The following is a 21,072-nucleotide window of genomic DNA, read 5'->3' on the forward strand; positions in this document are numbered from 1 at the left end:
GCAATTGGGTCGAGAGCTTACCCTCGGCTGCGCGTACAGGCATACAGAATGGCCGGTTTCGGATGATCTTTCAGTGACCGCTCGTGACGCATTCAGACCCTTGACGGTTACTCGGCGAGCTCATGAGCGCCTGAGAAGGGTCACCGCAAAGCCGCTGCAATTTTCAGTAGGTGACCGTCGCCTGAATCGTGTCGGCGTATGGCCCCGGCGACGGTGTGGCCTGGGCTGGGACCCGTCCGTAGACATGGCTCGTCTGCGCCAGACCGGAGCCGATGCCCGTCAACGTATCGAGGCCGAGCGTGCTGCCGAAGGGCTGGCTTCGCGCGACATCCCGATAGAGCCCGTAGGTGATCGTCTCCGCTCCTTTCGTCATGCGCCTCGTCGTTGGATTCGTCGCACCCGACAAGCCGCCGTTCAGGCCGATCTGATAGGCTGTGCCGTTCGTGCAGGTCGGCGCCAGGGTCGTGAACGCGTCCTGCGGTGCGGCCAGCACGCCGACCGAGCCGAAATTGAGATCGCTTGTCGTCACCCGGCAGGTCGCCGGCACGTTCGCGCTGACCGTGAAGCTCGTCGACTGGATCACGGTGAGGAGCTCGCAGCCGAGCAGGAAGGACAGGAGCCCGTAGCGGATCCGGGCGTCGGTGCCGGAGAAGCTGCTCAAGTAGGTGACGGGTGCCGCAGTGGGCTGGCCGCTGTAGACACGGCCATAGATGGTGACGCTCCGGCTGCCGGTACCGGACACGGACAAGGTCAGGTTGAAGCCGACCGCCGAAGCCCCGCCCGCAGGCCAGGCTCCCGATCCCCAGGGCGCGCTGGCTGCCGCATCGGAGAACAGGCCGTAGTGCAGCTGGTTGGCGCCGTTCGCCAGGGTCCGGTTCGCTGCGCTGGTGCCGCCGCCGCTCCCGGGCCCGAGTTCGATGCAAACCCCGACCGGCAGGAGCGCCGACCCGGTGCACGAGACCGTCGCAGTGGCCGTTCCATTCACCTGGGCATTGGCGGTGACATCGACGTCGCCGAAAACCAGCGGCGTGATGCTCAGCGAACAGGATTGTGCAGTGGCCGGCGGGCTTGCCAGCAGGCTGCCGGCTGCGATCAGCACGGCCCACAAGCAGAGCACCAGAACGCGGGAGCCTATAGGCATCGCACCGGTCCGATCGAGACTTGCCTGTCGGCATGCGGGACAAAGGAGAAGCGAGCCTTGCAGCTCCCCGTCTCCAGCTTGACGAGGACCTCGTTGTCGGCCGCGAGATTCTCGATGAACGCACGGCCGTCATAGCCGACGACGAATTCCGGTCCTGCTGCGCTGCTGCCCCTGAGTCCCGGCTGAAGGGCGCCGGTCGCCCCAACCCGCATTGGCTGGCCGGCCGCATCCTGAAGGATGACGATCGCCGAGTTTCTGGTCGACCTGACGCCGAAGTCGACGACCACGCCGGCACGATCGGAGGGCGCTCGCACCTCGACCGTGGTTTCCGAGAGGGCGTCGATCGGGAGGCCACGCGGATCGATCGAGATCTTGTTCGGCTGGTAGGAGCGCAAGCCGGGGACGAGCGCGTTGCCGGATGCGTTGGTGCGCGCGACCACCCTGTTCTCGAAGAGCACATCCACGTCAGGCGCGCCGACCTTCACCACGGCGAAGGCGTCGTCGATCCGATTGGCGGCGAAGATGCTGCCTCCGGCCACCGCGATCGCGCCGTCGAGCTGCACGGTGCCCGAGAACCCCGACGTGCCTTGCGCGACGCCTGCCTCGAGCAGCCCGGCGCTTCCGCGATAGGCGACCGAAGCCGAGCGGCGCTTCTGTCCGTCCTGCCCCTCGACGTCGCGTATGCGCCAGCCCACGCTGCCGATCTCCTGATCGACGGGCTTGTTGACGTCGGCAGCCAGGGACCAGCCCGATCCGACGCGATTGGCGCCGGCGGAGGAGGTGATGTTGGTCCCGAACGGAAATGACAGCCCGGCAAAAACGCCGGCAGAGCTGCGATCCGCCAAATCCGTATAGGCGGTCGCGTAGAATGAGCCTCCGCCCCAAAGCGGGCGCGTATAGCTCACATTGACGATCCGGTTGGCGCGACCGAGCACCGGCTTCACATGGGCAACGCCGAGGCTGATGGCTCCTCCCAGTGCCGGTATCGGCAAGCTGACCGACGCCCTGTCGAGGGCGCGCGGTGGCAGCAGCAGCCGCTCCCAGCTGGTCCCGGTCAGTGCCGTCGAGGCTGCCGAGGCGACGTCGGTGCCATAGCCGTTGGCATAGGGGGCCCCGCTGATGGAGGCGAGGTCCCTGTAGGCTCCGAAGGTCCTTTGGGATGCGGCCATCAGGGAGACACCCCAGAGCTGGGTCTCGAAAGAGACATAGGATTGGCCGCCGAATTGCCCGTCCCGCCAGCTCCCCGCGCCGGCCGCCGTCAGCACGCCATATCGACCGAGCCCGAAGACCCCACCGAAGCTCCCCATGCCGAGCCCCTGCGCCCCTTCGGCATGAGCCACGACCGTCATCGTGTCGGTCACGCCGTAGCGCCCGCTCGCCGAGCCTGCGATGCGCTCGTCATAGATGCTGGAGCGCAGCCCGTATTGCAGGCGCGGCAGGCCGATTTCCGCGGAGAAATCGAAGAGGCCGGGCCGCAGCAGATTGCTGGACACCACGAAGGGCAGATTCGACTCGCTCTGCCGGCCCGAGGGGTCCCGAACCACGACGCTGGCATTGCCGTTGCCCGTGAGAATCGGAATGTTGGTGATGCGGAACGGCCCGCTGCCGACATCCTGCGAGATCGTCTTCGTCCCGTTGACGAAGATGTCGACCGTCGAAGGAACCGCAGCCGAGCCGGTGACGCCGGGAAGCGGAAGCGTGATCAGATCCGGGCGCAGCCCGAAATTGCGCTGGACCTGCAAGCCGCCGAGGCGAACCGGCCGGGTCCAGGCGAGGCCGCTCGAGATCAGATCGCCGGCGCGGTAGCTCACCAGGCTGCCGGGATCCGAATAGGTCCAGCTCGTCTCGAGGCGAAGCGCGTCCGTCCCGCCGCCGGCCAGTGACCGGTCGCTGAGGATGCCGGTCTGCGAGAAGACGCCGACCGGGCTGAAGAGCCGGGCATCGAGGGTTGCCGACAGCGTGGGATAACGCCAGAAGCTGCGGAACTGCTTGTCTTCCGAGGTTCCGAACAGCGTGTAGTTGAGCACCGCGCCGACGCTGCTGCGTTCCGGCGCCGGTCCAGGTGCGGTGCTGGGCTGCATGTCGTAGGTCTTGGGCAGGCGGCCATCGGGCGGCAGCTTGATGTCGATGCGTTGCGCGGCTTCGTCGTAATGGAAGCTCACGCCCGGGATCGCGCCGAGCGCAACCTCGTCCTCGACCTTGACGCTCGCGGGAACCTTGATCCCGAGCTCCTCGAGCTCCTTGCGGACCGCCAGCATCTCGCCGCGCTGGTTCTGCCGGAATGCGCCGATCAGCCCGATCGACTGGCCGTTGAGAAGGACGTCCAGGTGCAAGCTGCGGTCCCGGGCGTCTTCGCCGCGGACCGGCGCAGCCGTCCACCACGCTGATCCAAACGCCAGCGCCAGCACCATGACCTTACCGGCCCGCTGACATCGGCAGCGTTGCATTGAACGGACCTGCCTCCGTCAGCCCGGAAATCGTGAAGTGAGCGCCCGATTTCGAGCCCGGCTGAGAGGGGAGAACCCACTGCATCGCGGAGTGGCCGAGGGAATAGCCGAGCAATCCCTTGTTGGCCGCGACCACTTTCCCGGCCCCGTCGCGAACCGTCACAGCGGCGAGCCTGACCCGACGATCACCGCTGTTCGCCGCGCCGATCGCCAGGCTTTTCCCGTGTTGGCTCGCCGACCACGTCAGCGATGCCGGCGAGGCGGAGCGGTCCGTGAAAAAGACGGGAATGACATGGCGCATGACCAGCGCGACGGTTCCCGGCGTTCGGTTCGGTTTGGGCAACTCGTCCACGACCAGCCGAAAGGCCGCCTCGCCACCGGCCGGGCTGCCGGTGACCCGGACAACGCGCACCACGTAGTCTTGGCGGGAGCGCAGTTGCACGATGGGCGGGCTGGCGACGACCTCGTCCGTCGGCTCGAGCCGCTCTGTTCCGTCCCGCTGGATCCAGCGAAAAACCCGGACCTGCGCCGTGATCGGCTCGACATCGGTATTGCGCAAGGTGATCGTCGTTGCGTTCCCCGGGGTTGGAAGATCCAGCAGCACGGGAGTCACCTGCAGCGACGCCGCATCTGCCATTCCGGCGCCCAGGGCCGCGAGGGCCGTGCCGATTGCCGTGCTTCTCATTCTGCCCTCCTCCTGGTCCTGGCAAAGCGAAAGCGATCGGCGCTGCGCAAGCAGTGTCGTCCAGCCTCAGTTGCCTCATGAATCGATCGTCAGCAGGCCAGCGGCTCTGGCCGTGGTCAGTAGGTGACCGTCACCGTGATGGTGTCGGTGTAGAGCGCGGGCGCGGGGGTGGTCTGTGCGGGCACCCGGCCGTAGACGGTATAATTCTGGACTGCCCCGTTGCCGACGCCCGCGAGGGTGTCGCTGCCCGCCGTCGAGCCCCAGTTCAGCGTGCGGCCGGCGTCGCGGAAAAGCGCGTAGTTGATCAGCCCGCCCGCCCCCGCCATCTGCCGGGTCGTGACCGAGCCGCCGTTCACACCCTGATTGAAGCCGATCGTATAGGGGGTCGTCGTCGTGCATTGCACGCTGATCGTGCTCGTCGAATCAATATTCGCAGACAGGACGCCGGCATTGCCGAAATTCAGATCCGAAGCGCTGGCGACAATGCAGTTCGCCTGGATATTGATCTGAACCTGGAAACTGCCCGTAGCAGTTGCAGCTTTGGCGAAGCTGGGGATAATCATACACGTTATAAGCGCAGCCAAGAGCTTTATTCTTGCCATGGCTCAATTCCTCATAGAGGATTCGCGATTTAAGTCTTCATGCAGCAAAGATTACGATATCGCGGTTAACGAGATGTTAATCACATAAAACCATGGCATGCTGAGATGCGAAAGTTTTCATGTTCCAGTTCAGGTCTCACCAGGCGAACAGCAAACTGGTGTCATCGGTGTTGCCCTATGAGCCTGGACGTTTCGGGCATTCCTAAAGGCCGCCTTCAGGGAAGGGCCCAACGTCCGCAAATGGCGCATTGTGTTGAAAAAGTCCGGCCGCACTGAAATCGAGGTCGCCTTGGCGCTCGACAGGGAAGAACGTTCTTCACGCCTCCGAAGAATGCCTGCCAATGGCCGGTTGAGCCGGGCGCGCAGGGAAGGAATTTCCACGCTGAGGTCCGCCGAACCAGCCCCAGGTGCTGTCGCGGACTTTTTCAACGACATCCGCGCGAAGCAGAAGCCAAGCGCCTCGAGATTTATCGGCGCTCGCCCAAGGCGACCAGGCTGACGTCGATCGTGCCGGCTCGGAAACCGGCTTCGCAATAGCACAGATAGAATTCCCAGAGCCTGCGGAACGGCTCATCGAAGCCTTGCGGACTGATCTGCGGCCAGTTTTCCAGGAAGCGCCGGCGCCACTCCTTCAGGGTCCAGGCATAGCTCGTGCCGAACCCAACGCGCTCGATCTCGGCGAGACCCGCCGCTTTCGCCGCGCCAACCAGCGCCGCAACCGAAGGCAAACAGCCGCCGGGGAAGATGAAGCGCTGGATGAAGTCCGTGCCCTGCTGGTAGGGCTCAAACAGTGCATCGTCGATGGTGATCGACTGCAGCACCGCATGACCACGCGCCGTCAGCGAACGGCTCAAGGCGGCGAAATACGTCGGCCAATAGTCGCGCCCCACCGCCTCGATCATCTCGATCGAGACGATGCGATCGAACTGGCCCGCAATGTCGCGATAATCCTGCAGGCGAAGGTCGACCCTGTCCGCCAGCCCGGCTTCGGCGATCCGCCTTTGCGCATACTCGAGCTGAGCGGGGGAGAGCGTGATGGCGGTGACGCGGCAGCCCTCGCGAGCCAGGCGCTCGGCCAGGGCGCCCCAACCGCAGCCGATCTCAAGGATATGCTCGCCGCCCGAGAGCGCGAGCATCTGGACGATCTTGTCGAGCTTGCGGTCCTGGGCGGCCTCGAGCGTGTCCGTCGGCGCCTCGTAGAGCGCGGACGAGTAGGTCATGCCCGTGTCGAGCCAGTGCCCGTAGAAGGCGTTGCCGAGATCGTAATGGGCGGTGATGTTGCGGCGACTGCCGGTCCGGCTGTTGGCGTTGCGCCAGTGCCGCAGGCGGTTGAGCAGGCGCGCCGGCCAGGTGCCCGAGACGAGCTGGCGCAGCGTTGCGTCATTGCGTGCCCCGAGCTCTATCAGAGCGGTCAGGTCGGGCGTCGTGAAGTCGCCGTCGCGATAGGCCTCGGCCAGGCCGATATCGCCGTCTAGCAGCAGGCGGCGCATGGCGCGCCAGTTCTTCAGGACGATCGCCGCCTGCGGGCCCGGCCCGGTCGAACCACCCCAGAGCTGTTCGCCTTCCGGCGTGACGATGCTCAGCCGGCCGATGGCGATCTGCGAAAGCAGCCGGCGCAAGAACCAGCGGGAGAGGCCGATACCGCCCGGCAGCGCGAGCGACGATTCGGCCATCGGAGCCTGTCGTTCAGTGTCCGGAAGTCTCATGGCTGCATCGATCCCTTCGGATGAGGCACCGCCGCTCGACCGGTGCTGAACCGATGCGCGGGCGGAGCGGGATGCGTCCACCAGCGCACGCGCTTCGCCAGGAGACGCAGCGCGTGCCAGTGGATGGCGGCGGTGACTTTCAAGGTGAGCAGGGGGTGCGTGGCCAGCAGGCGCAGCAGAGCCCCGTCGTCGAGGGTGCGGCGCTGGCCGCTCAAAGAGGCGGTGATCAATCTCCCGTCGGCATCATGCCCGTCGATCACGATCGAGATGCGCTCGCCTGGCGGCTCGACCTGAAAGGCGTAACGCATGGCAAGGCCCATGAAGGGCGAGACATGGAAACGCTTCTCGGCCTCCTGCCGCACCGGCTGCGCCTGCGCGCCCACCGGTGCGACGTAGCTGTGAATCTCGCCGAAGGTGTTGTGCACCTCGTAGACGGTCGCTCGCAGGTTGCCGTCGCGGGCATAGCAGAAATAGGTGCTGACCGGATTGAAGGCGTAGCCGAGGATACGCGGCATGGTCAGCAGCCGTACTGCGCCATCATCCCAGTCGATGCCGGCGGCCGCCAATGCTTCCGCGACCTGCTCCTTCAACGGCCTGCCGCTACGGTCGCCGTAGTCGGCATCCCGGAAGGCGTAGACGTTGAAGCGGTTGCGGGAGAACAGGCGCGACTGCTTGGCCAGGGCGTCGATCTCGTCGAGATCGAGCAGCATCCAGAAGACACGATAGTTCAGCGCATGCCGCCTCGGCCGGAACCGGCTGTGGCGTACACGGCCGACATAGAGTGCCGAATGCCGGGTCATGCCACCAGCTCGCGCGGGACGGGGAGCGGGATGCGGCCGGATTCGTTGGCGACCTTCCAGGGGCGTCGCACATTGCCGAGCGCCTCGGCGACGGCGAGGCCCGACTGCAGCCCATCCTCGTGGAAGCCCGAGCCGAAATAGGCGCCGCAGAACCAGCTGCGCCTTGCACCCTGTAGCGCCCAAAGACGCTGTTGAGCCATGAGCGCGGCCTGGTCGAAGATCGGATGCTCGTAGAATTCTTCTCGCAGGACGGTCTCGGGGCGCAGCGTATCGGGCGGGTTCAGCGTGACGAAGAACGGTCGCTGCCCGGGCAGGTTCTGCAGGAGGTTCATCCAGTAGGTGACTGCGCAGGCGTCATCCGGCCGGGCCCGCTCGCCGATATGGTTCCAGCTCGCCCAGGCACGGCGACGACGTGGCATCAATGCCTCGTCGCCATGCAGTACGGCGCGGTTCCGACTGTAGCGAAAGGCGCCCAGCGCGGCGGCTTCGAGCGGATCAGGATCGGCGAGCATGGCCAGCGTCTGGTTGGCATGAGCAGCGAAAACGACCTGGTCGAAGCGCTCGCTCCAGCCGTCGCCCATGACCAAAACCTCGTTCGGCGAGCGCCTGACCTGGCGTGCCGGCGTGCCGAGCCGGATGCCGCCACCGAACCGCTTGCGTAGCCGCTCGACATAGACCGCGCTGCCACCGGTGACGGTTTGCCAGAGCGGACGGTCGGTCAGCTGCAGCAGGCCGTGATTGTGGTGGAAGCGCAGGAAGGCCTGCACAGGATAGGACAGGATCTCCGAGCATGGAGCCGACCAGATCGCCGCCGCCATGGGCAGGAGGTGGTCATCCCGGAACGCACTGCCATAGCCGCCGGCAGTCAGATACTCGCCGAGCGTCATCGCGTCAGCGCTTCCTGCCCGGGCATCGCGGGTAGCATCGCGGTAGAAGCGGACGAGACCCTGGAGCATGGCCCAGAAGCGCGGGCTGGCCAGGTTACGCCGCTGCGCGAACAGACCGGCAAGGCCGGTGCCGCTGTATTCGAGGCGCCCTCCGTCAAGAGAGACGGCGAAGGACATCTCGGTCGGTTGCGTCGCGACGCCCAGATGATCGAGCAGTGCGACAAAGTTCGGATAGGTTTTCTCGTTGTAGACGATGAAGCCGGTATCGACGGGCGTTTCGCTGCCGTCGTCCCCGGGCACCAGTATCGTGTTCGCATGACCGCCGAGCCGCGGCTCCGCCTCGATCAGCACGACATCGCGCGCCTGTCCCAGCAGCCACGCCGCCGACAGGCCGGAGATGCCCGCGCCGATGACGGCGATCCTCTTTGGGGTGTCGTGAGCCTGCGGCATGGCCATTCCTTGCTCTTCGGAAAGGCTATACGCGGGGGGCTGCGCTTTGGATTTGTCGCCCGGTCTCGGAAAATTCCGCCGGGATGTGGGCCGATCGCTACCGCCCTGCGTAAGCAGACCGAGACAACCGGAGGTCTGGCCATGCCCGCCAAGGGGCTGAAGCGTCTGTTCGCGGCATTCAGCGCCCACGTTGCCCATCGAGGGCCACGGGAGGCGATCGCCAACACGGTCGCCCTGGTGATCGTCTCGAACCAGCCCTTCTACCCGCTCTATCTCTACTGGGCCGTGTCGCCCGTGATCTCGCCGTCTTTCCTGACCTTCCTCTCGACGCCGCTGTTCGCTTTGGTGCCGAGCGCGATGCGACGCAATTCCAGACTCGGGCGCTGCCTTCTGCTCTGCGCCGGGATCGGCAACACGCTGGTTTGCCGCTTTGCCTTTGGCAGCGCCTCAGGCGTCGAAGTTTTCCTGTTCCCCTGCCTGATGCTGTCCGCCCTGCTATTTCGCCGCGACGAACGCATCTATGCCATCGGGTTCATGGCGCTCAGCTTCGGGGCCTATCTGTTTCCCGTCGATGCCATCTCTGCGCCACTGCATCTCTACCAACCGCCGGAATACGTTGCCCTGAAGCGCCTGAACTTCCTGAGTGCGGCTTCGCTGACCGCGCTGATTGGTTGGCTTTTCGCCCAGCAACGTCCTGACATCTCGCCAGACAGTGAAACCGGAACGGACCAGCGCGCGTAGAAGAGGGATAACTTGCGGAAAGGACATCGCATGAGACGTCTTCTGCTCGCCCTGATCGTCACCTTCCCATCCGCTGCGAGCGCAGCTTCGACAGCGCTCGACGGCATCTGGCTGCGCGACGACGGCAACGCTCGCGTTCGTATCGCTCCCTGTGGCGACAAGATCTGCGCCACCAATCTCTGGATCGGCGACACCAGCAAGGGCGAAGCGCCTGGCGATAAGCTCGTCATGACCCTGTCGCGCCAGGACGACGGCTCCTTTTCCGGCACCGCCTATGATGCCAAGCGTGACTGGTCCTATTCGATGACAATCAAGATTGCTCCCGGCGAACTCACCACGCGCGGATGTGTGCTGGGACGCCTGGTCTGCCGTGACGTCGGCTGGAAGTCGGCCGACTAGCCGGTGCGGCCGGCCCAGTGATCCGTCGCCGCGGCGCCACCGTATCTTCAGTATGGTTGCCGCATTCGCCCTGACTGTCGAAGACATGCGCGAGGCGTCAGCCGCAGCGCAGGGAGGTCGGTTCTTCGCCTTGTTCGACGCCAATGCCTTGATTGCCGCGATTGCGCGCTCGGGCGACCGGGCCGCTTTTGTCGAGCTCTTCGACCATTTCGCGCCGCGCGTGAAGGGGTTGCTGATGCGCGGCGGGACCCCGGCTGAGCTGGCGGAGGAAATCGCGCAGGAGACGCTGCTCACGGTCTGGCGCAAGGCCGCGCTGTTCGATCCTGCCAAGGCGAGCGCCTCGACCTGGATCGCCACGATCGCGCGCAACCGGCGCATCGACATCGCCCGGCGGGAGACCCGCTCGCGGCTTTCGCAAGTTTATGAGATTCTGGATGAAGACGGACCTCAGCAGCCTGACGAGACCATTTCGGGAGCCGAGCGCGACGCGCGGATCAGGGCAGCGATGACCGGACTGTCCGCCGACCAGTACCGGGTCGTCGAACTCGCCTTCCTGGAGGAGTTCAGCCATCAGGACGTGGCGAAGCGTCTGGCGATCCCGCTCGGCACGGTGAAGTCGCGGCTGCGGCTCGCTTTGTCGCATCTGCGCAGCAAGCTGGAGGATTTGCGATGAGCATGGCCCATCGTCCATCCGACGAGACTCTCGCCGCCTTCGCCGGCGGCCACCTCGATGAGGGGCTGGCGCTGGCAGTCGCTGCCCATGTCGAGCTGAACAGCGAAAGCCGGCACTTCGTGCATGAGCTCCAGGCGGTTCAGGGCGCCTTGCTCGACCATATCGAGCCGGTTGCGATGGCTGCGGGAGCAATGGACAGGATCGAACAGCATGCGGTCTCCCGCCATCCCGCCGAGCCGCGTACCGTCGAGCCTGGTATTCCGGCCGTATTGCGTCCCTATGCGCTCGGGCCATGGCGCCCGATCGGAATCCGGATCGCGATGAGGCGGGTCGAGGTGCCCGGGTCGCAGGCGCGGGTCTTCATGCTGCGGGCCGGTCCGGGGATCGCGCTGCCGCATCACAAGCACACTGGCTTCGAGTGGACGACGATCCTCGCCGGCGCCTACGAGCACGAATATGGCCGCTTTGCCGCCGGCGATTTTGACGAGGCTGACGCGGAGCACGACCACACTCCCCGTGTCGACCCCATCGAGGGTTGCACTTGCCTGGTCGCCATGACCGGTAACGTCCTGTTCCAGGGCTGGCTCGGCAGGCTGCTGCAACCACTGGTGCGGCTGTGACCTTGGCCTCCTTCGCGGCAGCGTTGCTCTTCGTCGGCGTTGCAATGTCGGCGACCATGCTGCTGGCGACCAAGATCGAACGCCGCACCGGCAATTCCGGATGGATCGATGTCGTCTGGACCTTTGGGCTTGGCGTGATCGGCGCCGCGGGGGCGCTCCTGCCATTCGGCGAAGGGCCATTCGCACGTCGTCTCTTCGTCGCTGCGCTCGCCGCGGCATGGGCTCTGCGTCTCGGCCTGCATATCGCCGGGCGAACCAAGGGAATCTCCGACGACCCGCGCTATGCCCGCATGAAGCGCGACTGGGGGCCAGACGCTTCCGCGAGAATGGCCCGCCTGCTGCAATTTCAGGCGCTCGCGAGCATCCCCCTTGCGATTGGTATCATCCTGGCCGCCCATAACCCCGCGCGGCTCGGCCAGGCGCAGGATGCGCTCGGCCTGGCGATCTTCCTCGTCGGTATCGTCGGAGGGGCGATCGCCGATCGGCAGCTGCGCGGCTTCGCGCAATCGGGGCTGGGAGGCATCTGCGATACGGGTCTGTGGGCCTTTTCGCGCCATCCCAACTACTTCTTCGAAGCCGTGCTCTGGTGCGCTTATGCGGTGCTCGCCTCCGCGATGGCCTACCCGATCGGCTGGCTCTCCTGGCTCGCGCCCGCCGCGATCACCCTGCTGCTTGTCCGCGTCTCCGGCATTCCGCCGCTGGAGGAGCACATGCTCGCCAAGCACGGAGCGGCCTATCGCGACTATCAGAGCCGGACCAGCGCCTTCATCCCGCTGCCGCCACAAGGAGCCAGGCCATGACGATCATGCAGAGGCTTTCGAGCTGGGGCGAAGCCTTGCCTGTACCCGATACGATCAGCCGCATGGTCATCGCATCGCTGGTGGGACGAACGGATCGCGCGCTCGCGACCAAGCCAGGCAATGCGGCCGGCTTCGCACGGGAGATGGCGGAGCGCCCGATCGCGCTGCACGCAGACGTCGCCAATGCCCAGCATTACGAGGTGCCGGCGGCGTTTTTCGAGCAGGTCCTGGGGCCAAGGCGGAAATACTCATGCTGCTACTACGACGATCCTGCCGACAGTCTCGCAACGGCCGAGGCGGCAGCGCTGGCGCTGACCGCCGAGCATGCCGGCCTCGCCGACGGACAGGAGATCCTCGAGCTCGGCTGTGGCTGGGGCTCGCTCTCGCTGTGGATGGCGGAAACCTACCCGCAAGCACGGATCGTCTCGGTTTCGAACTCTGCCTCGCAACGCGCCTTCATCGAGCAGCAGGCGCGCGAGCGCGGCTTCGGCAATCTGCGTATCATCACCGCGGACATGAACGACTTCGCCATCGAGGAGCGCTTCGATCGCGTCGTTTCGGTCGAGATGTTCGAGCACATGGCGAACTGGCGCGCGCTGCTTGGACGCGTGCATGGCTGGCTGAAGCCGGACGGGCGCCTGTTCATCCATGTCTTCGCGCATGTGCGAGGTTGTTACCGCTTCGATGTCGGCGAGCGCGCCGACTGGATTGCCCAGCACTTCTTCACCGGCGGGATCATGCCGAGCGCGGCGCTGGCGCACCAATTCTCCGACCTCTTCGCCGTCGAGCAAGAATGGCGCTGGAGCGGAGAGCATTATCGGCGCACCGCCGAGGATTGGCTGGCGAATTTCGACCGCAACCTGCCGGCGATCGAACCGATCCTGCGCGAGACCTATGGCGAAGATGCGCCTTTATGGCGCCGGCGCTGGCGCCTGTTCTTCCTGGCGACGAGCGGGCTGTTCGGGCACTCGGGAGGCGAAGCCTGGGGCATCAGCCATTACCGGCTGAGGGCCGTCTAAGGACAAGCGCGCTGCGGGTGGCGATCAGAGCCAGCTCCCGCCGATCGCCCGCCGCACGACTTCGTACGCCACCCAGCTGCAGAAGCCGACGACCACCGTGCCGTAGACGATGTCGGCGAGCGTGATCGTCAGCGTCCACGGCCGGAGCGTGGCGTAGTTCGTCAGATCGTAGGTGGCATAGGCAAGCAGGCCGACCAGAGCTCCATTGATGAGCGCAGCGCCGGCATTGCCTTCACGCAACGCCGGCATCACCGCGAAATGCAGCACGCCGAGCGGAAAGCCGAAATAGAACAGAGCCGCCGGCACATAACGCACCGGCTCGACGATCAAGTCGCCGAGCGCCGGACGATAGAGCCTGGCCGTCATCGTGCTCAGCCAGATCGCATCGCAGATGCCGAAGGCGATGAGAAAGGCGGCATAGCCGGCGACGAAACGCATGACGACCTCCGGGGTTTGGACTTGCAGATACGTACTGCGCGCGCATCCGGATTACTTTGCTATGCAGCTGGCACAGCCGGGCGATCCAGCGCGCCCTGTCCGACGTACATTCACAAAGGCAGGTAACGCGAAGGCGCCTATGACGATCTTGATTTCCAGGCGCGCTGCCGTGGCGTCGCTTTCCAGCATGGCTCTGGCCGGGTGCGCCGCGCTAAGGCCGGGCGCGCTGAGCGAAGGCGCCCGCGACGTCGCCTATGGCCGGCATCCGCGCCAAACGATGGACATCTATGTTCCGCCCGGCGGCGGCACGGGAAGGCCGGTCGTCTTCTTCATCTATGGCGGCTCATGGGCCAATGGCGCCAAGGAGAGCTATGCTTTCGTCGGCGACGCCTTGGCCAGTCGTGGCTTCGTCGCCGTGATCGCCGACTACCGGCTCGTGCCGGAAGTCCGTTTCCCCGTCTTCATCGAGGATGGCGCCGCTGCCCTGCGCTTCGTCCGTGACAACATTGCGCGCTACGGCGGCGACCCGCGCCGCATTCACCTCATGGGGCACTCAGCGGGGGCCTACAACGCGATGATGCTGACGCTCGACAGGAGTTATCTCGCGCGGGTTGGACTGCCGTCGAATGTCATCCGCTCAACGGTGGGCCTCTCCGGTCCCTATGATTTCCTGCCGCTGGATATCGACGTGACCAAAGCGGCCTTCGGGAACGCCAGCAATCTGGAGCGGACGCAGCCGATCCATTTCGCCCGCAAGGACGCGCCGCCGATCCTGCTCGCGACCGGCGCCGACGACACGACTGTCCTGCCCCGCAACAGCGAGCGGCTCGCAGCCGCGCTACGCCGTGCCGGTGCGCGCTCGGTGACGCTCAAGATCTATCCCAGCCTCGGACATGCCGGAACGGCAGCTTCGCTCGCACGAGCCATGAGCTGGCGCGCGCCCGTTCTTGGTGACGTCGTTCTGTTCCTTGGGGGTAGCTAATGCCTGAACAGGGGAACCGCGTCGCTGCGATCTCGACGAGCACCAATTCCACAGACTGATCTGTCAATGTCCGCTTGGCGGTGTCGAATCAATGTCCCTCCTGGCGCGACGCTGCCCAAGACATCCAGCAGCTGTTTCCGACCAGGTTGGGAAGAGGCCGCCGTTGCGGATGCTCCCATAGTCGACATATTTTGACTCGGTGCTCTGCCTCTATCGGAACGCCCTCAAACGGCGGAGAGGACGGGAAGCGGCATCTTGGAAGATCGAGCGAAGATTTGGCGCAGCTCTGCTTTGGGGAACACCCTCTTCCTCGCCGCAGACTATCGCCGGCAGCGCTTCGACCGGCACTTCCATGACGAATTCGCCATCGGTGTGATCGAGAGCGGCTGTCAGGCGTTCGCATACGATAATGGTCGCCGCCTCGACTTTACCGCCGGCACGGTCGCATTGATCGCACCCGGCGTCGTTCACACCGGATGGTCGGGCGCGGAAGACGGCTGGCGCTATCGGATGCTCTATCCGTCCATCGAAACCGTCAGGCCCATCGTCGCAGACATCTTCGGCGACGATGGGATGCCCAGCTTTCACACGCCTCGCGCTGCGGACGCCGCACTCGCAAAGGCGCTATCACGCCTGCACGGCCTGAGCTCCCGGCCCGACACGGATCCGCTGGAACTCGATAGCCTCTACCTGCTGATCGTCAGGCACGCGTTCGAACGCCATGCCGGGAGGCGTTCCGAACCGGAAAGCCGCACGGACCAGGGATCGGCTGTCCGCATGCGCGATCTGCTGGAAGCCGAATTCCGCAGGCCGATCGCGCTTGCCCGTCTCGCCGACATCGTCGGCTTGTCTCGGTTCCAGGCATTGAGACAGTTCAAGGCAACGTATGGCATACCGCCGCACGGCTTCCTTCGGCACATCCGGGTTCGGCGCGCCCGGCAACTGATCCTGGGTGGTGAAAGCCTCGCGGTCGCAGCCGCCTCGGTCGGCTTCGCGGACCAGGCCCATATGACGCGGATATTCCGGCAGACGCTGGGCTTCACACCCGGCGCGCTCGCGCGCGGATAGCCTCTGGCCTGCAATAGCGTTCAATACGGGTGGTTGCGCGCTCGTCATGGTGCCGAGAAATCGGAGCACACCATGATCGATCTGCGTAGCGATACCTGCAGCCGCCCGACGCCGGAGATGCGTCAGGCCATGGCTCATGCCGAAGTTGGCGACGACGTCTATGGCGACGACCCTACCGTCAAGGCGTTGGAGCGGCATGTGGCCGAACTCCTAGGCAAAGAGGATGCGGTCTACATGCCGACCGGCACCATGACCAACCAGGTCGCGGTCCGAACCCATACGCAGCCCGGCGATTCCGTGCTCTTCGACCAAAATGCCCATGTCTATATCCTGGAGGGCGGCGGTGTGTCCGCGCATTCGGGCGTGCTGCCCCGCCTCCTGCCGGGGGTGCGCGGCATCTTCACCGCAGCGGATGTCGATGCCGCGTTGGGTGTCCCGCATCCCTTCTTCCCAACGACCGTCGCTGCCCCGGCTCGTCTGATCTGCTTGGAGAATACCCACAACATCGGCGGCGGCTCGATCTGGCCGCTGGAGGCGATCAAGTCCGTGGCGGCCGCCGGCCGTCGCCATAACCTGGCCCTCCATCTCGACGGCGCCCGCCTCTGGCACGCAACCGCGGCGACGGGCATCTCCGAAGCCGATTACGCCGCGCCATTCGACACCGTCAGCGTCTGCCTCTCGAAGGCGCTCGGCGCCCCGGTCGGCTCCTGCCTCGTCGGAACGAGGGATTTCATCTCCAAGGCCCGCCGCTTCAAGCAGCAGTTCGGCGGCGGCTTCCGACAAGCGGGCATCATCGCCGCCGGCGCACTGCACGCCGTCAAGAACCATCGTTCGCGGCTCGGCGAAACCCATGCTCTGGCGAACCGCTTCGCCCGGCAATTGGCGCAACTCGAAGGCATCGAGATCGATCCGGCGACGGTCGAAACCAACATCGTGCGCTATCGGCTGATCGGCGTATCCGCCGGGCGCTTCGTCGACGAGGCCCATCGCCGCGGATTGTGGATGCTGCCGTCGGGCGCGGATGCCGTGCGCGTGGTCTTCTATCTCGACATTACGGCGGAGGACGTGGATGCCGCCCTGAAGATCATCGTGGATTCGCTGAGGGCGCTGCCGAAGGACGACCGCGCACTGCAGGCAGCGACAGTGCGCGGTGGCTCCTACTGACAGGGAGGCCGGAGTGCCGACATACGTTGTCGAGGACGTGAAAGGCATTGCGACGACAATCAACGTCTGCTTTCGCTCGTCGAGGCGACGTCGGCTCCTGGCGCATCAGACGCGTGCCAGATGCAGTATAATTGGTCTCGGATGCGGGTCGCCTCGGCCACACGACGCCCCTACGACAACAGCACATCGACCTACCGCAGCTTCGCGACGATCTCGTCGGACTTGCGCTCCTTCTGCGCCATGGCGGCCCCGTGCAGAGGTTCGAAATCCTGTCGCAGGAGGCCATTTTTCGCGGGCAGGCCACGCGCCGGATCGGGCCTCAGGATGCCCGGTCGATGCCAGATGGTGAGCGGTCATCCGCCCATCTGCGGCATATGAAGCGGTCTCGGCACCAGCTTGATGCCATTCTCCTGAAGCGTGGTCCGTACCTTCGACAGAATCGCCTTGCGGATCTGGAATTGATGTCCGGCCCTGGCCTTGTACTTGCCGCGGATCACCAATGTCCCTTCCTCGAGGGCACCAATACCCTGACTCTTGAACGGCTCGATGAGGTCGGCGTTCAGCTCCGGGTCCGCGGCGATCTCCTGCCCGATCTTCTTGAACAGTTTCCGCTGCCAGGCAGGGGCCGTCGCGTCATTCGGCCCGGCGGTTTTTTTCGGCCTTCAGAAGTACATCGATGGCTTTGATGATCGTCGATCCTTGATTAGCCTTGCAGTAGACGATCAGCTCATGGATCCCTTCTTTGACTCTGGGCAAATTGACGGAAGATTTCTTCCCGAGGCCGTTATACCAGCCGCTGTACCAGACCCCGAGGAAGTTCGCATCTTCCTGGAACGTCCCGGCAAGTTGCCCGCAGGTCAGTTTCTGGACATTGATGTAGCCATTCTTGTCGGCGTAGGCGCTCAATTCCGTCTGGGCCTGAGCCGGGACCAGCGGCGTCGAAAGCGCAAAGGCAAGGGCAAAGGCAAGTCGTCTTGTCATCGAATTTCCCTTCGTGATTCAGCCGCGGCTTCGGCCGGAATGGCCTTCTCCAGCTCTGAAGAGTGGTGTTCCGCGCTGTCGGAATTTGAAAGGAGGCGGCGACAATCAGCCGGCCGCCTCCAGCAGGTCGGCGCTCAGTCCAGATAGTCGACCTGCAGATGCCGGATCTTGCCATTGAAGGCGAAGGGCTTGCGGTCGACATACGCGAGCGAGACCGGGGAATAGCTGTCCCGGCCGACGTCGAAGGCGTCATTGGCGGTGAAGGTCAGGGCTGCCGAGCGTGGGACACGCCCCTTGCTGACCTCCCTGCCGTCGACGCGGATGACGATGTCGAGCGGTGCGGGGCGGACGCCGTCGATCTTGCGTGTTTCGACCTCGATCTTGACCTTTCCGGTCGGGAGCGGGACGGACGTCTGCAGCTGCGTCCGTTCGATCTCGAACAGATTGTACTCGTAATTGAGCTTTCCGTTCTCGACCCACAGGGCGATACCGCCCGAGATGGCGCCGATCGCGTAGAGCACACCCTTCGAGTCTGGCTTCAAATCCGCATCGATGGTGACGAGGTTGCTGCGCGATCCGAGCCGCGGCGCGGTGAACTCGGGGACGCCGACGACCTCCTGCGTGAAGCTGAACGACTTGGCGGGATTGGACGGTGCGTCCTCCGGATGGAAGATCGCGGACCATAGCCCGCCGCCCACGGGATCGACCTTGTTGTCTTTCGCGCTCACCTCGAACGCCTTCTTCAGCTCCGCGAGCTTGCCGGGATGAGCGGCGGCGACGTCCTTCGCCTGCGAGAAATCCTTCTTGAGATCATGGAGTTCCCATACATCGTTCTTCGGCGACCATATCATGATCGAGGGATCGACGCCCGTCTGCCAGGGCACTCTGGGTCCGAAGGCCGAAGCGATCCACCCGTCCTTGTAGTAGGAGCGGCTGCCCATGACCTCGAAATACTGCTCATTCTTGCGGTCCGGCTCCGTCGGGGAGGCGAAGGAATAGGTCATGCTGGTGCCGTCGAGCTGATCCTGGCTGATGCCGTCGACGAGCTTCGGCGGCGCGATGCGCAGGATGTCGTAGATCGTCGGCACGATATCGTTGACGTGATGGAACTGCGGACGCGGCGTCTTGTCCGCCTTGATCCTGCCCGGCCAGGACACCGCGAGCGGCGTGCGCGTTCCGCCGAAATGCGCGGCGATCAGCTTGGTCGACCGGTGGGGCGTCGAGCCGGCCCAGGCCCAGCCGGCATGATACATGTTGTCCACCTTGGGCGACCCGAGCACGTCCAGGCCGCCGAGCTCGTTCATGGTGCGAATGTGATCCTTGATCTCGGAAGGAATGCCATTCTGTGCCAGCAGTTCGCTGATCGTGCCGTTCTGGCCTTCCGCGCTCGAGCCGTTGTCACCCCAGATGTAGAAGACGAGCGTGTTGTCGCGGATCCCGAGCTCGTCCAGGGCATCGATCAAGCGGCCGGCCTGCGCATCGGCATGTTCGGTGTATCCGGCGAACACCTCCATGAGCCGACGCTGGAACGGCTTTTCGTCCTCGGGAATCTCCGCCCATGCGGCGAGCGTCTTTGGCCGGGGCGTCAGCTCGGTATCCTTCGGGATCCAGCCTAGTTCTTTCTGGCGGGCGCAGACGCGTTCGCGCATGACGTCCCAGCCTTCGTCGAACTTGCCCTTATATTTGTCCGCCCAGTCCTTGAAGATGTGATGCGGACCATGGGAGGCGCCGGGGGCCCAATACATGAAGAAGGGCCGATCCGGCGTCAGCGCGCGGACCTGCTTCATCCAGGAGACGGCCTTGTCGGTCATGTCCTCGGTGAAGTGATAGTCCTTCTTGCCCTCGGACGGATTCAACCGGACCGTGTTCTCGACGACCGCAGGCTCCCATTGCGAGGATTCTCCGGCAAGGAAGCCGTAGAAGTAGTCGAAGCCGATCCCCTGGCCCGCCGGCCAGTTCGTATAGGGGCCGACGGCCGTGGTCTCGTTGGCCGGCGTGTTGTGCCATTTGCCGAAGGCGCTCGTCGCATAGCCGTAGTAGCCGAGGACCTTCGCAGCGGTCGCCGATGTGCGCGGGATCCGGCCGGAATAGCCGTCCCAGTCGTTCGCCAGTTCGGCGATCTGGCCATAGCCGACGCGATGGTGATTGCGCCCGGTCAGCAGTGCCGCCCGGGTGGGGGAGCACATCGCGGCATTGTGGAAGCGGTTATAGGTGATCCCGTCGCCGGCGACGCGGCTCAGGGTGCGTGTGTCGATCACGCCGCCGAAGGTGCTCGGAAGGGCCGGGCCGACATCGTCGAGCATGATCACGACGATGTTCGGCGCGTTGGCCGGGAGATGCGACTTTGCCGGCAGGGGGCTGTAGGTCGACTCCGCGATCGTCGGCCCGGCCTTGCTCCCCGAGGGTGTTGGCGGAAACGGCAGCGATTCCTGGGCCACCACGGGCGATGCCAACATCAGCAGCGTCGTGCTGACGCCCAACCAGCGCGCTCTGAATGGGTGACTAGGAAGCCGTTTCATTCGATTCTCCGTTCCGGACAACGCATCTGAATCCGACATGGCTCGTCGACGTATCGATCGCCTCGGCATGTCGGGCTGCAGGTCGATAGCGGTGGCAGTAGTTCGGAGCGCACAGATGCGATCCGCCCTTCAGAACCTTTCGCGGGATTTTCATGTTGGGGAGGCACGGGTCGTAGCTGGCGGACTCCAGCCCTCCGCGAGGGTCCCTGGGTATGCAGCAGGCTTTCGTCGCGTCGGCTTCGTGCTTCGGGGCGAACCAGTCGGAGGTCCATTCCCAGGCGTTCCCGATCATGTCGTAGAGACCGTATCCGTTGGGCGGAAAGGCCCTGACGGGCGACGTGCGGGCATATCCGTCGAGCTTGTTATTGACGGTCGGAAACGACCCTTGCCAGGTATTGGCCATATGCCGGCCGTCGGGGGTCAGTTCCGAGCCCCAGGCATATTCGGCCTGTTCGAGGCCCCCTTTGGCGGCGAATTCCCACTCGGCTTCCGTGGGGAGATCCTTGCCCTTCCATCGCGTATAGGCCGAGGCGTCGTGGTGGCTGACATGGACGACGGGATGATCGTCCAGCCCCGCAATGCTGCTCCGCGGCCCATAGGGCTGGCGCCAGCTGGCGCCCTTCAGGAAGGTCCACCATTGCGACCAGTCGTGCAGATCGACGCGCCCGGTCGGCTCCTGGAAGACGAGCGACCCCGCATACAGCATCTCCGGCAAGATGCCGGGATAGTCCTGGGGATCGGGCGCGAACTCGGCAAATGTGCGATGCCCGGTCGCCGCCACGAACTCGGCAAACTGTGCGTTGGTGACGGGAGTCTCGTCGATGTAGAAGCTGTCGACGCTGACGCGATGAGCTGGCTTCTCTTCGGGGTAGTGATGATCCGAGCCCATCCAGAAGGTCCCGGCGCGCACGAAGATCATGTCATCGCGCGCACGCTCCGATGACATATCC

Annotated in this window: 21 protein-coding genes; 9 read left to right on the plus strand and 12 right to left on the minus strand. The window is 64.9% G+C overall.

Features of this window, described 5'->3' with window-relative positions; translation table 11 throughout:
• Positions 1-163: 163 nt before the first annotated feature.
• The 7 genes from AC3WLC_RS07090 to AC3WLC_RS07120 form a co-directional block, all read right to left on the minus strand.
• Positions 164-1,099, minus strand: a complete 936-nt coding sequence (locus tag AC3WLC_RS07090; protein WP_493683361.1) for a Csu type fimbrial protein — start codon at positions 1,097-1,099, stop codon at positions 164-166.
• 32 nt (positions 1,100-1,131) lie between these two features.
• Positions 1,132-3,474, minus strand: coding sequence for a fimbria/pilus outer membrane usher protein (locus tag AC3WLC_RS07095; protein WP_493683234.1), 2,343 nt, complete (start codon positions 3,472-3,474; stop codon positions 1,132-1,134).
• Positions 3,475-3,556: 82 nt separating this feature from the next.
• Positions 3,557-4,273, minus strand: a complete 717-nt coding sequence (locus AC3WLC_RS07100; protein WP_493683235.1) for a fimbrial biogenesis chaperone — start codon at positions 4,271-4,273, stop codon at positions 3,557-3,559.
• A 116-nt stretch (positions 4,274-4,389) separates the two neighbouring features.
• A complete protein-coding gene (locus tag AC3WLC_RS07105; RefSeq protein ID WP_493683362.1) occupies positions 4,390-4,836 on the minus strand; it encodes a Csu type fimbrial protein in 447 nt (148 codons plus the stop codon).
• 506 nt (positions 4,837-5,342) lie between these two features.
• Positions 5,343-6,548 (minus strand): class I SAM-dependent methyltransferase, encoded by a 1,206-nt coding sequence (locus tag AC3WLC_RS07110; RefSeq protein WP_493683236.1) that lies wholly within the window; start codon positions 6,546-6,548, stop codon positions 5,343-5,345.
• Between the two features lie 29 nt (positions 6,549-6,577).
• Positions 6,578-7,381, minus strand: a complete 804-nt coding sequence (locus AC3WLC_RS07115; RefSeq protein ID WP_493683237.1) for a DUF1365 domain-containing protein — start codon at positions 7,379-7,381, stop codon at positions 6,578-6,580.
• Positions 7,378-8,718, minus strand: coding sequence for an NAD(P)/FAD-dependent oxidoreductase (locus tag AC3WLC_RS07120; protein WP_493683363.1), 1,341 nt, complete (start codon positions 8,716-8,718; stop codon positions 7,378-7,380). The genes AC3WLC_RS07115 and AC3WLC_RS07120 overlap by 4 nt, the downstream gene beginning before the upstream one ends.
• Positions 8,719-8,859: 141 nt before the next feature.
• Between AC3WLC_RS07120 and AC3WLC_RS07125 the strand changes: the two genes are divergently transcribed.
• Genes AC3WLC_RS07125 through AC3WLC_RS07150 form a run of 6 tightly spaced genes read left to right on the plus strand, consistent with a single transcriptional unit; the run spans position 8,860 to position 12,970 of the window.
• The gene (locus AC3WLC_RS07125; RefSeq protein WP_493683238.1) at positions 8,860-9,459 is read left to right on the plus strand and encodes a hypothetical protein; all 600 of its coding nucleotides are present in this window, start codon (positions 8,860-8,862) and stop codon (positions 9,457-9,459) included.
• A 30-nt stretch (positions 9,460-9,489) separates the two neighbouring features.
• Complete coding sequence (locus AC3WLC_RS07130) at positions 9,490-9,858, plus strand: DUF2147 domain-containing protein (RefSeq protein ID WP_493683239.1); 369 nt, start codon at positions 9,490-9,492, stop codon at positions 9,856-9,858.
• Complete coding sequence (locus AC3WLC_RS07135; RefSeq protein ID WP_244624093.1) at positions 9,806-10,531, plus strand: sigma-70 family RNA polymerase sigma factor; 726 nt, start codon at positions 9,806-9,808, stop codon at positions 10,529-10,531. Before AC3WLC_RS07130 ends, AC3WLC_RS07135 begins: the two co-directional genes overlap by 53 nt.
• Positions 10,528-11,151 (plus strand): ChrR family anti-sigma-E factor, encoded by a 624-nt coding sequence (locus AC3WLC_RS07140; protein ID WP_493683240.1) that lies wholly within the window; start codon positions 10,528-10,530, stop codon positions 11,149-11,151. The genes AC3WLC_RS07135 and AC3WLC_RS07140 overlap by 4 nt, the downstream gene beginning before the upstream one ends.
• Complete coding sequence (locus AC3WLC_RS07145) at positions 11,148-11,951, plus strand: DUF1295 domain-containing protein (RefSeq protein WP_493683241.1); 804 nt, start codon at positions 11,148-11,150, stop codon at positions 11,949-11,951. The genes AC3WLC_RS07140 and AC3WLC_RS07145 overlap by 4 nt, the downstream gene beginning before the upstream one ends.
• A complete protein-coding gene (locus tag AC3WLC_RS07150; protein ID WP_493683242.1) occupies positions 11,948-12,970 on the plus strand; it encodes an SAM-dependent methyltransferase in 1,023 nt (340 codons plus the stop codon). Before AC3WLC_RS07145 ends, AC3WLC_RS07150 begins: the two co-directional genes overlap by 4 nt.
• A 24-nt stretch (positions 12,971-12,994) precedes the next feature.
• Here AC3WLC_RS07150 and AC3WLC_RS07155 read toward each other — a convergent pair whose 3' ends face one another.
• Positions 12,995-13,408, minus strand: a complete 414-nt coding sequence (locus tag AC3WLC_RS07155; RefSeq protein ID WP_493683243.1) for a DUF2177 family protein — start codon at positions 13,406-13,408, stop codon at positions 12,995-12,997.
• 61 nt (positions 13,409-13,469) lie between these two features.
• Here AC3WLC_RS07155 and AC3WLC_RS07160 point away from each other — a divergent pair, with 61 nt between their 5' ends.
• From AC3WLC_RS07160 to AC3WLC_RS07170, 3 genes are all read left to right on the plus strand, one after another.
• The gene (locus tag AC3WLC_RS07160) at positions 13,470-14,390 is read left to right on the plus strand and encodes an alpha/beta hydrolase (RefSeq protein ID WP_493683244.1); all 921 of its coding nucleotides are present in this window, start codon (positions 13,470-13,472) and stop codon (positions 14,388-14,390) included.
• A gap of 255 nt (positions 14,391-14,645) precedes the next feature.
• Positions 14,646-15,458: an AraC family transcriptional regulator gene (locus AC3WLC_RS07165; protein WP_493683245.1), complete on the plus strand. Its 813-nt coding sequence runs from the start codon at positions 14,646-14,648 to the stop codon at positions 15,456-15,458.
• A gap of 72 nt (positions 15,459-15,530) precedes the next feature.
• Positions 15,531-16,622, plus strand: coding sequence for a threonine aldolase family protein (locus tag AC3WLC_RS07170; protein ID WP_493683246.1), 1,092 nt, complete (start codon positions 15,531-15,533; stop codon positions 16,620-16,622).
• Positions 16,623-16,975: 353 nt separating this feature from the next.
• On the opposite strand, the gene AC3WLC_RS07175 is transcribed toward AC3WLC_RS07170, so the two are convergent.
• The 4 genes from AC3WLC_RS07175 to AC3WLC_RS07190 all read right to left on the minus strand — a co-directional run bounded on the left by AC3WLC_RS07175 (position 16,976) and on the right by AC3WLC_RS07190 (position 21,068).
• Positions 16,976-17,119, minus strand: coding sequence for a hypothetical protein (locus AC3WLC_RS07175; protein WP_493683247.1), 144 nt, complete (start codon positions 17,117-17,119; stop codon positions 16,976-16,978).
• 136 nt (positions 17,120-17,255) lie between these two features.
• Positions 17,256-17,603 (minus strand): HdeA/HdeB family chaperone, encoded by a 348-nt coding sequence (locus tag AC3WLC_RS07180; RefSeq protein WP_493683248.1) that lies wholly within the window; start codon positions 17,601-17,603, stop codon positions 17,256-17,258.
• A gap of 134 nt (positions 17,604-17,737) precedes the next feature.
• Complete coding sequence (locus AC3WLC_RS07185) at positions 17,738-20,122, minus strand: arylsulfatase (protein ID WP_493683249.1); 2,385 nt, start codon at positions 20,120-20,122, stop codon at positions 17,738-17,740.
• Positions 20,106-21,068, minus strand: a complete 963-nt coding sequence (locus AC3WLC_RS07190) for a formylglycine-generating enzyme family protein (protein WP_493683250.1) — start codon at positions 21,066-21,068, stop codon at positions 20,106-20,108. Before AC3WLC_RS07190 ends, AC3WLC_RS07185 begins: the two co-directional genes overlap by 17 nt.
• Positions 21,069-21,072 lie beyond the last annotated feature (4 nt).

It is taken from the genome of Allobosea sp. GW821-FHT03A12, from assembly GCF_058986765.1.

Excerpts from the sequence above, each read along its gene's own strand:
- AC3WLC_RS07100 (WP_493683235.1), bottom strand. The coding sequence starts at position 4,273 with ATGAGAAGCACGGCAATCGGCACGGCCCTCGCGGCCCTGGGCGCCGGA.
- AC3WLC_RS07105 (WP_493683362.1), bottom strand. The coding sequence starts at position 4,836 with ATGATTATCCCCAGCTTCGCCAAAGCTGCAACTGCTACGGGCAGTTTC.
- AC3WLC_RS07110 (WP_493683236.1), bottom strand. The coding sequence starts at position 6,548 with ATGGCCGAATCGTCGCTCGCGCTGCCGGGCGGTATCGGCCTCTCCCGC.
- AC3WLC_RS07115 (WP_493683237.1), bottom strand. The coding sequence starts at position 7,381 with ATGACCCGGCATTCGGCACTCTATGTCGGCCGTGTACGCCACAGCCGG.
- AC3WLC_RS07120 (WP_493683363.1), bottom strand. The coding sequence starts at position 8,718 with ATGCCGCAGGCTCACGACACCCCAAAGAGGATCGCCGTCATCGGCGCG.
- AC3WLC_RS07125 (WP_493683238.1), top strand. The coding sequence starts at position 8,860 with ATGCCCGCCAAGGGGCTGAAGCGTCTGTTCGCGGCATTCAGCGCCCAC.
- AC3WLC_RS07130 (WP_493683239.1), top strand. The coding sequence starts at position 9,490 with ATGAGACGTCTTCTGCTCGCCCTGATCGTCACCTTCCCATCCGCTGCG.
- AC3WLC_RS07140 (WP_493683240.1), top strand. The coding sequence starts at position 10,528 with ATGAGCATGGCCCATCGTCCATCCGACGAGACTCTCGCCGCCTTCGCC.
- AC3WLC_RS07150 (WP_493683242.1), top strand. The coding sequence starts at position 11,948 with ATGACGATCATGCAGAGGCTTTCGAGCTGGGGCGAAGCCTTGCCTGTA.
- AC3WLC_RS07155 (WP_493683243.1), bottom strand. The coding sequence starts at position 13,408 with ATGCGTTTCGTCGCCGGCTATGCCGCCTTTCTCATCGCCTTCGGCATC.
- AC3WLC_RS07160 (WP_493683244.1), top strand. The coding sequence starts at position 13,470 with ATGCAGCTGGCACAGCCGGGCGATCCAGCGCGCCCTGTCCGACGTACA.
- AC3WLC_RS07170 (WP_493683246.1), top strand. The coding sequence starts at position 15,531 with ATGATCGATCTGCGTAGCGATACCTGCAGCCGCCCGACGCCGGAGATG.
- AC3WLC_RS07180 (WP_493683248.1), bottom strand. The coding sequence starts at position 17,603 with ATGACAAGACGACTTGCCTTTGCCCTTGCCTTTGCGCTTTCGACGCCG.
- AC3WLC_RS07185 (WP_493683249.1), bottom strand. The coding sequence starts at position 20,122 with ATGAAACGGCTTCCTAGTCACCCATTCAGAGCGCGCTGGTTGGGCGTC.
- AC3WLC_RS07190 (WP_493683250.1), bottom strand. The coding sequence starts at position 21,068 with ATGTCATCGGAGCGTGCGCGCGATGACATGATCTTCGTGCGCGCCGGG.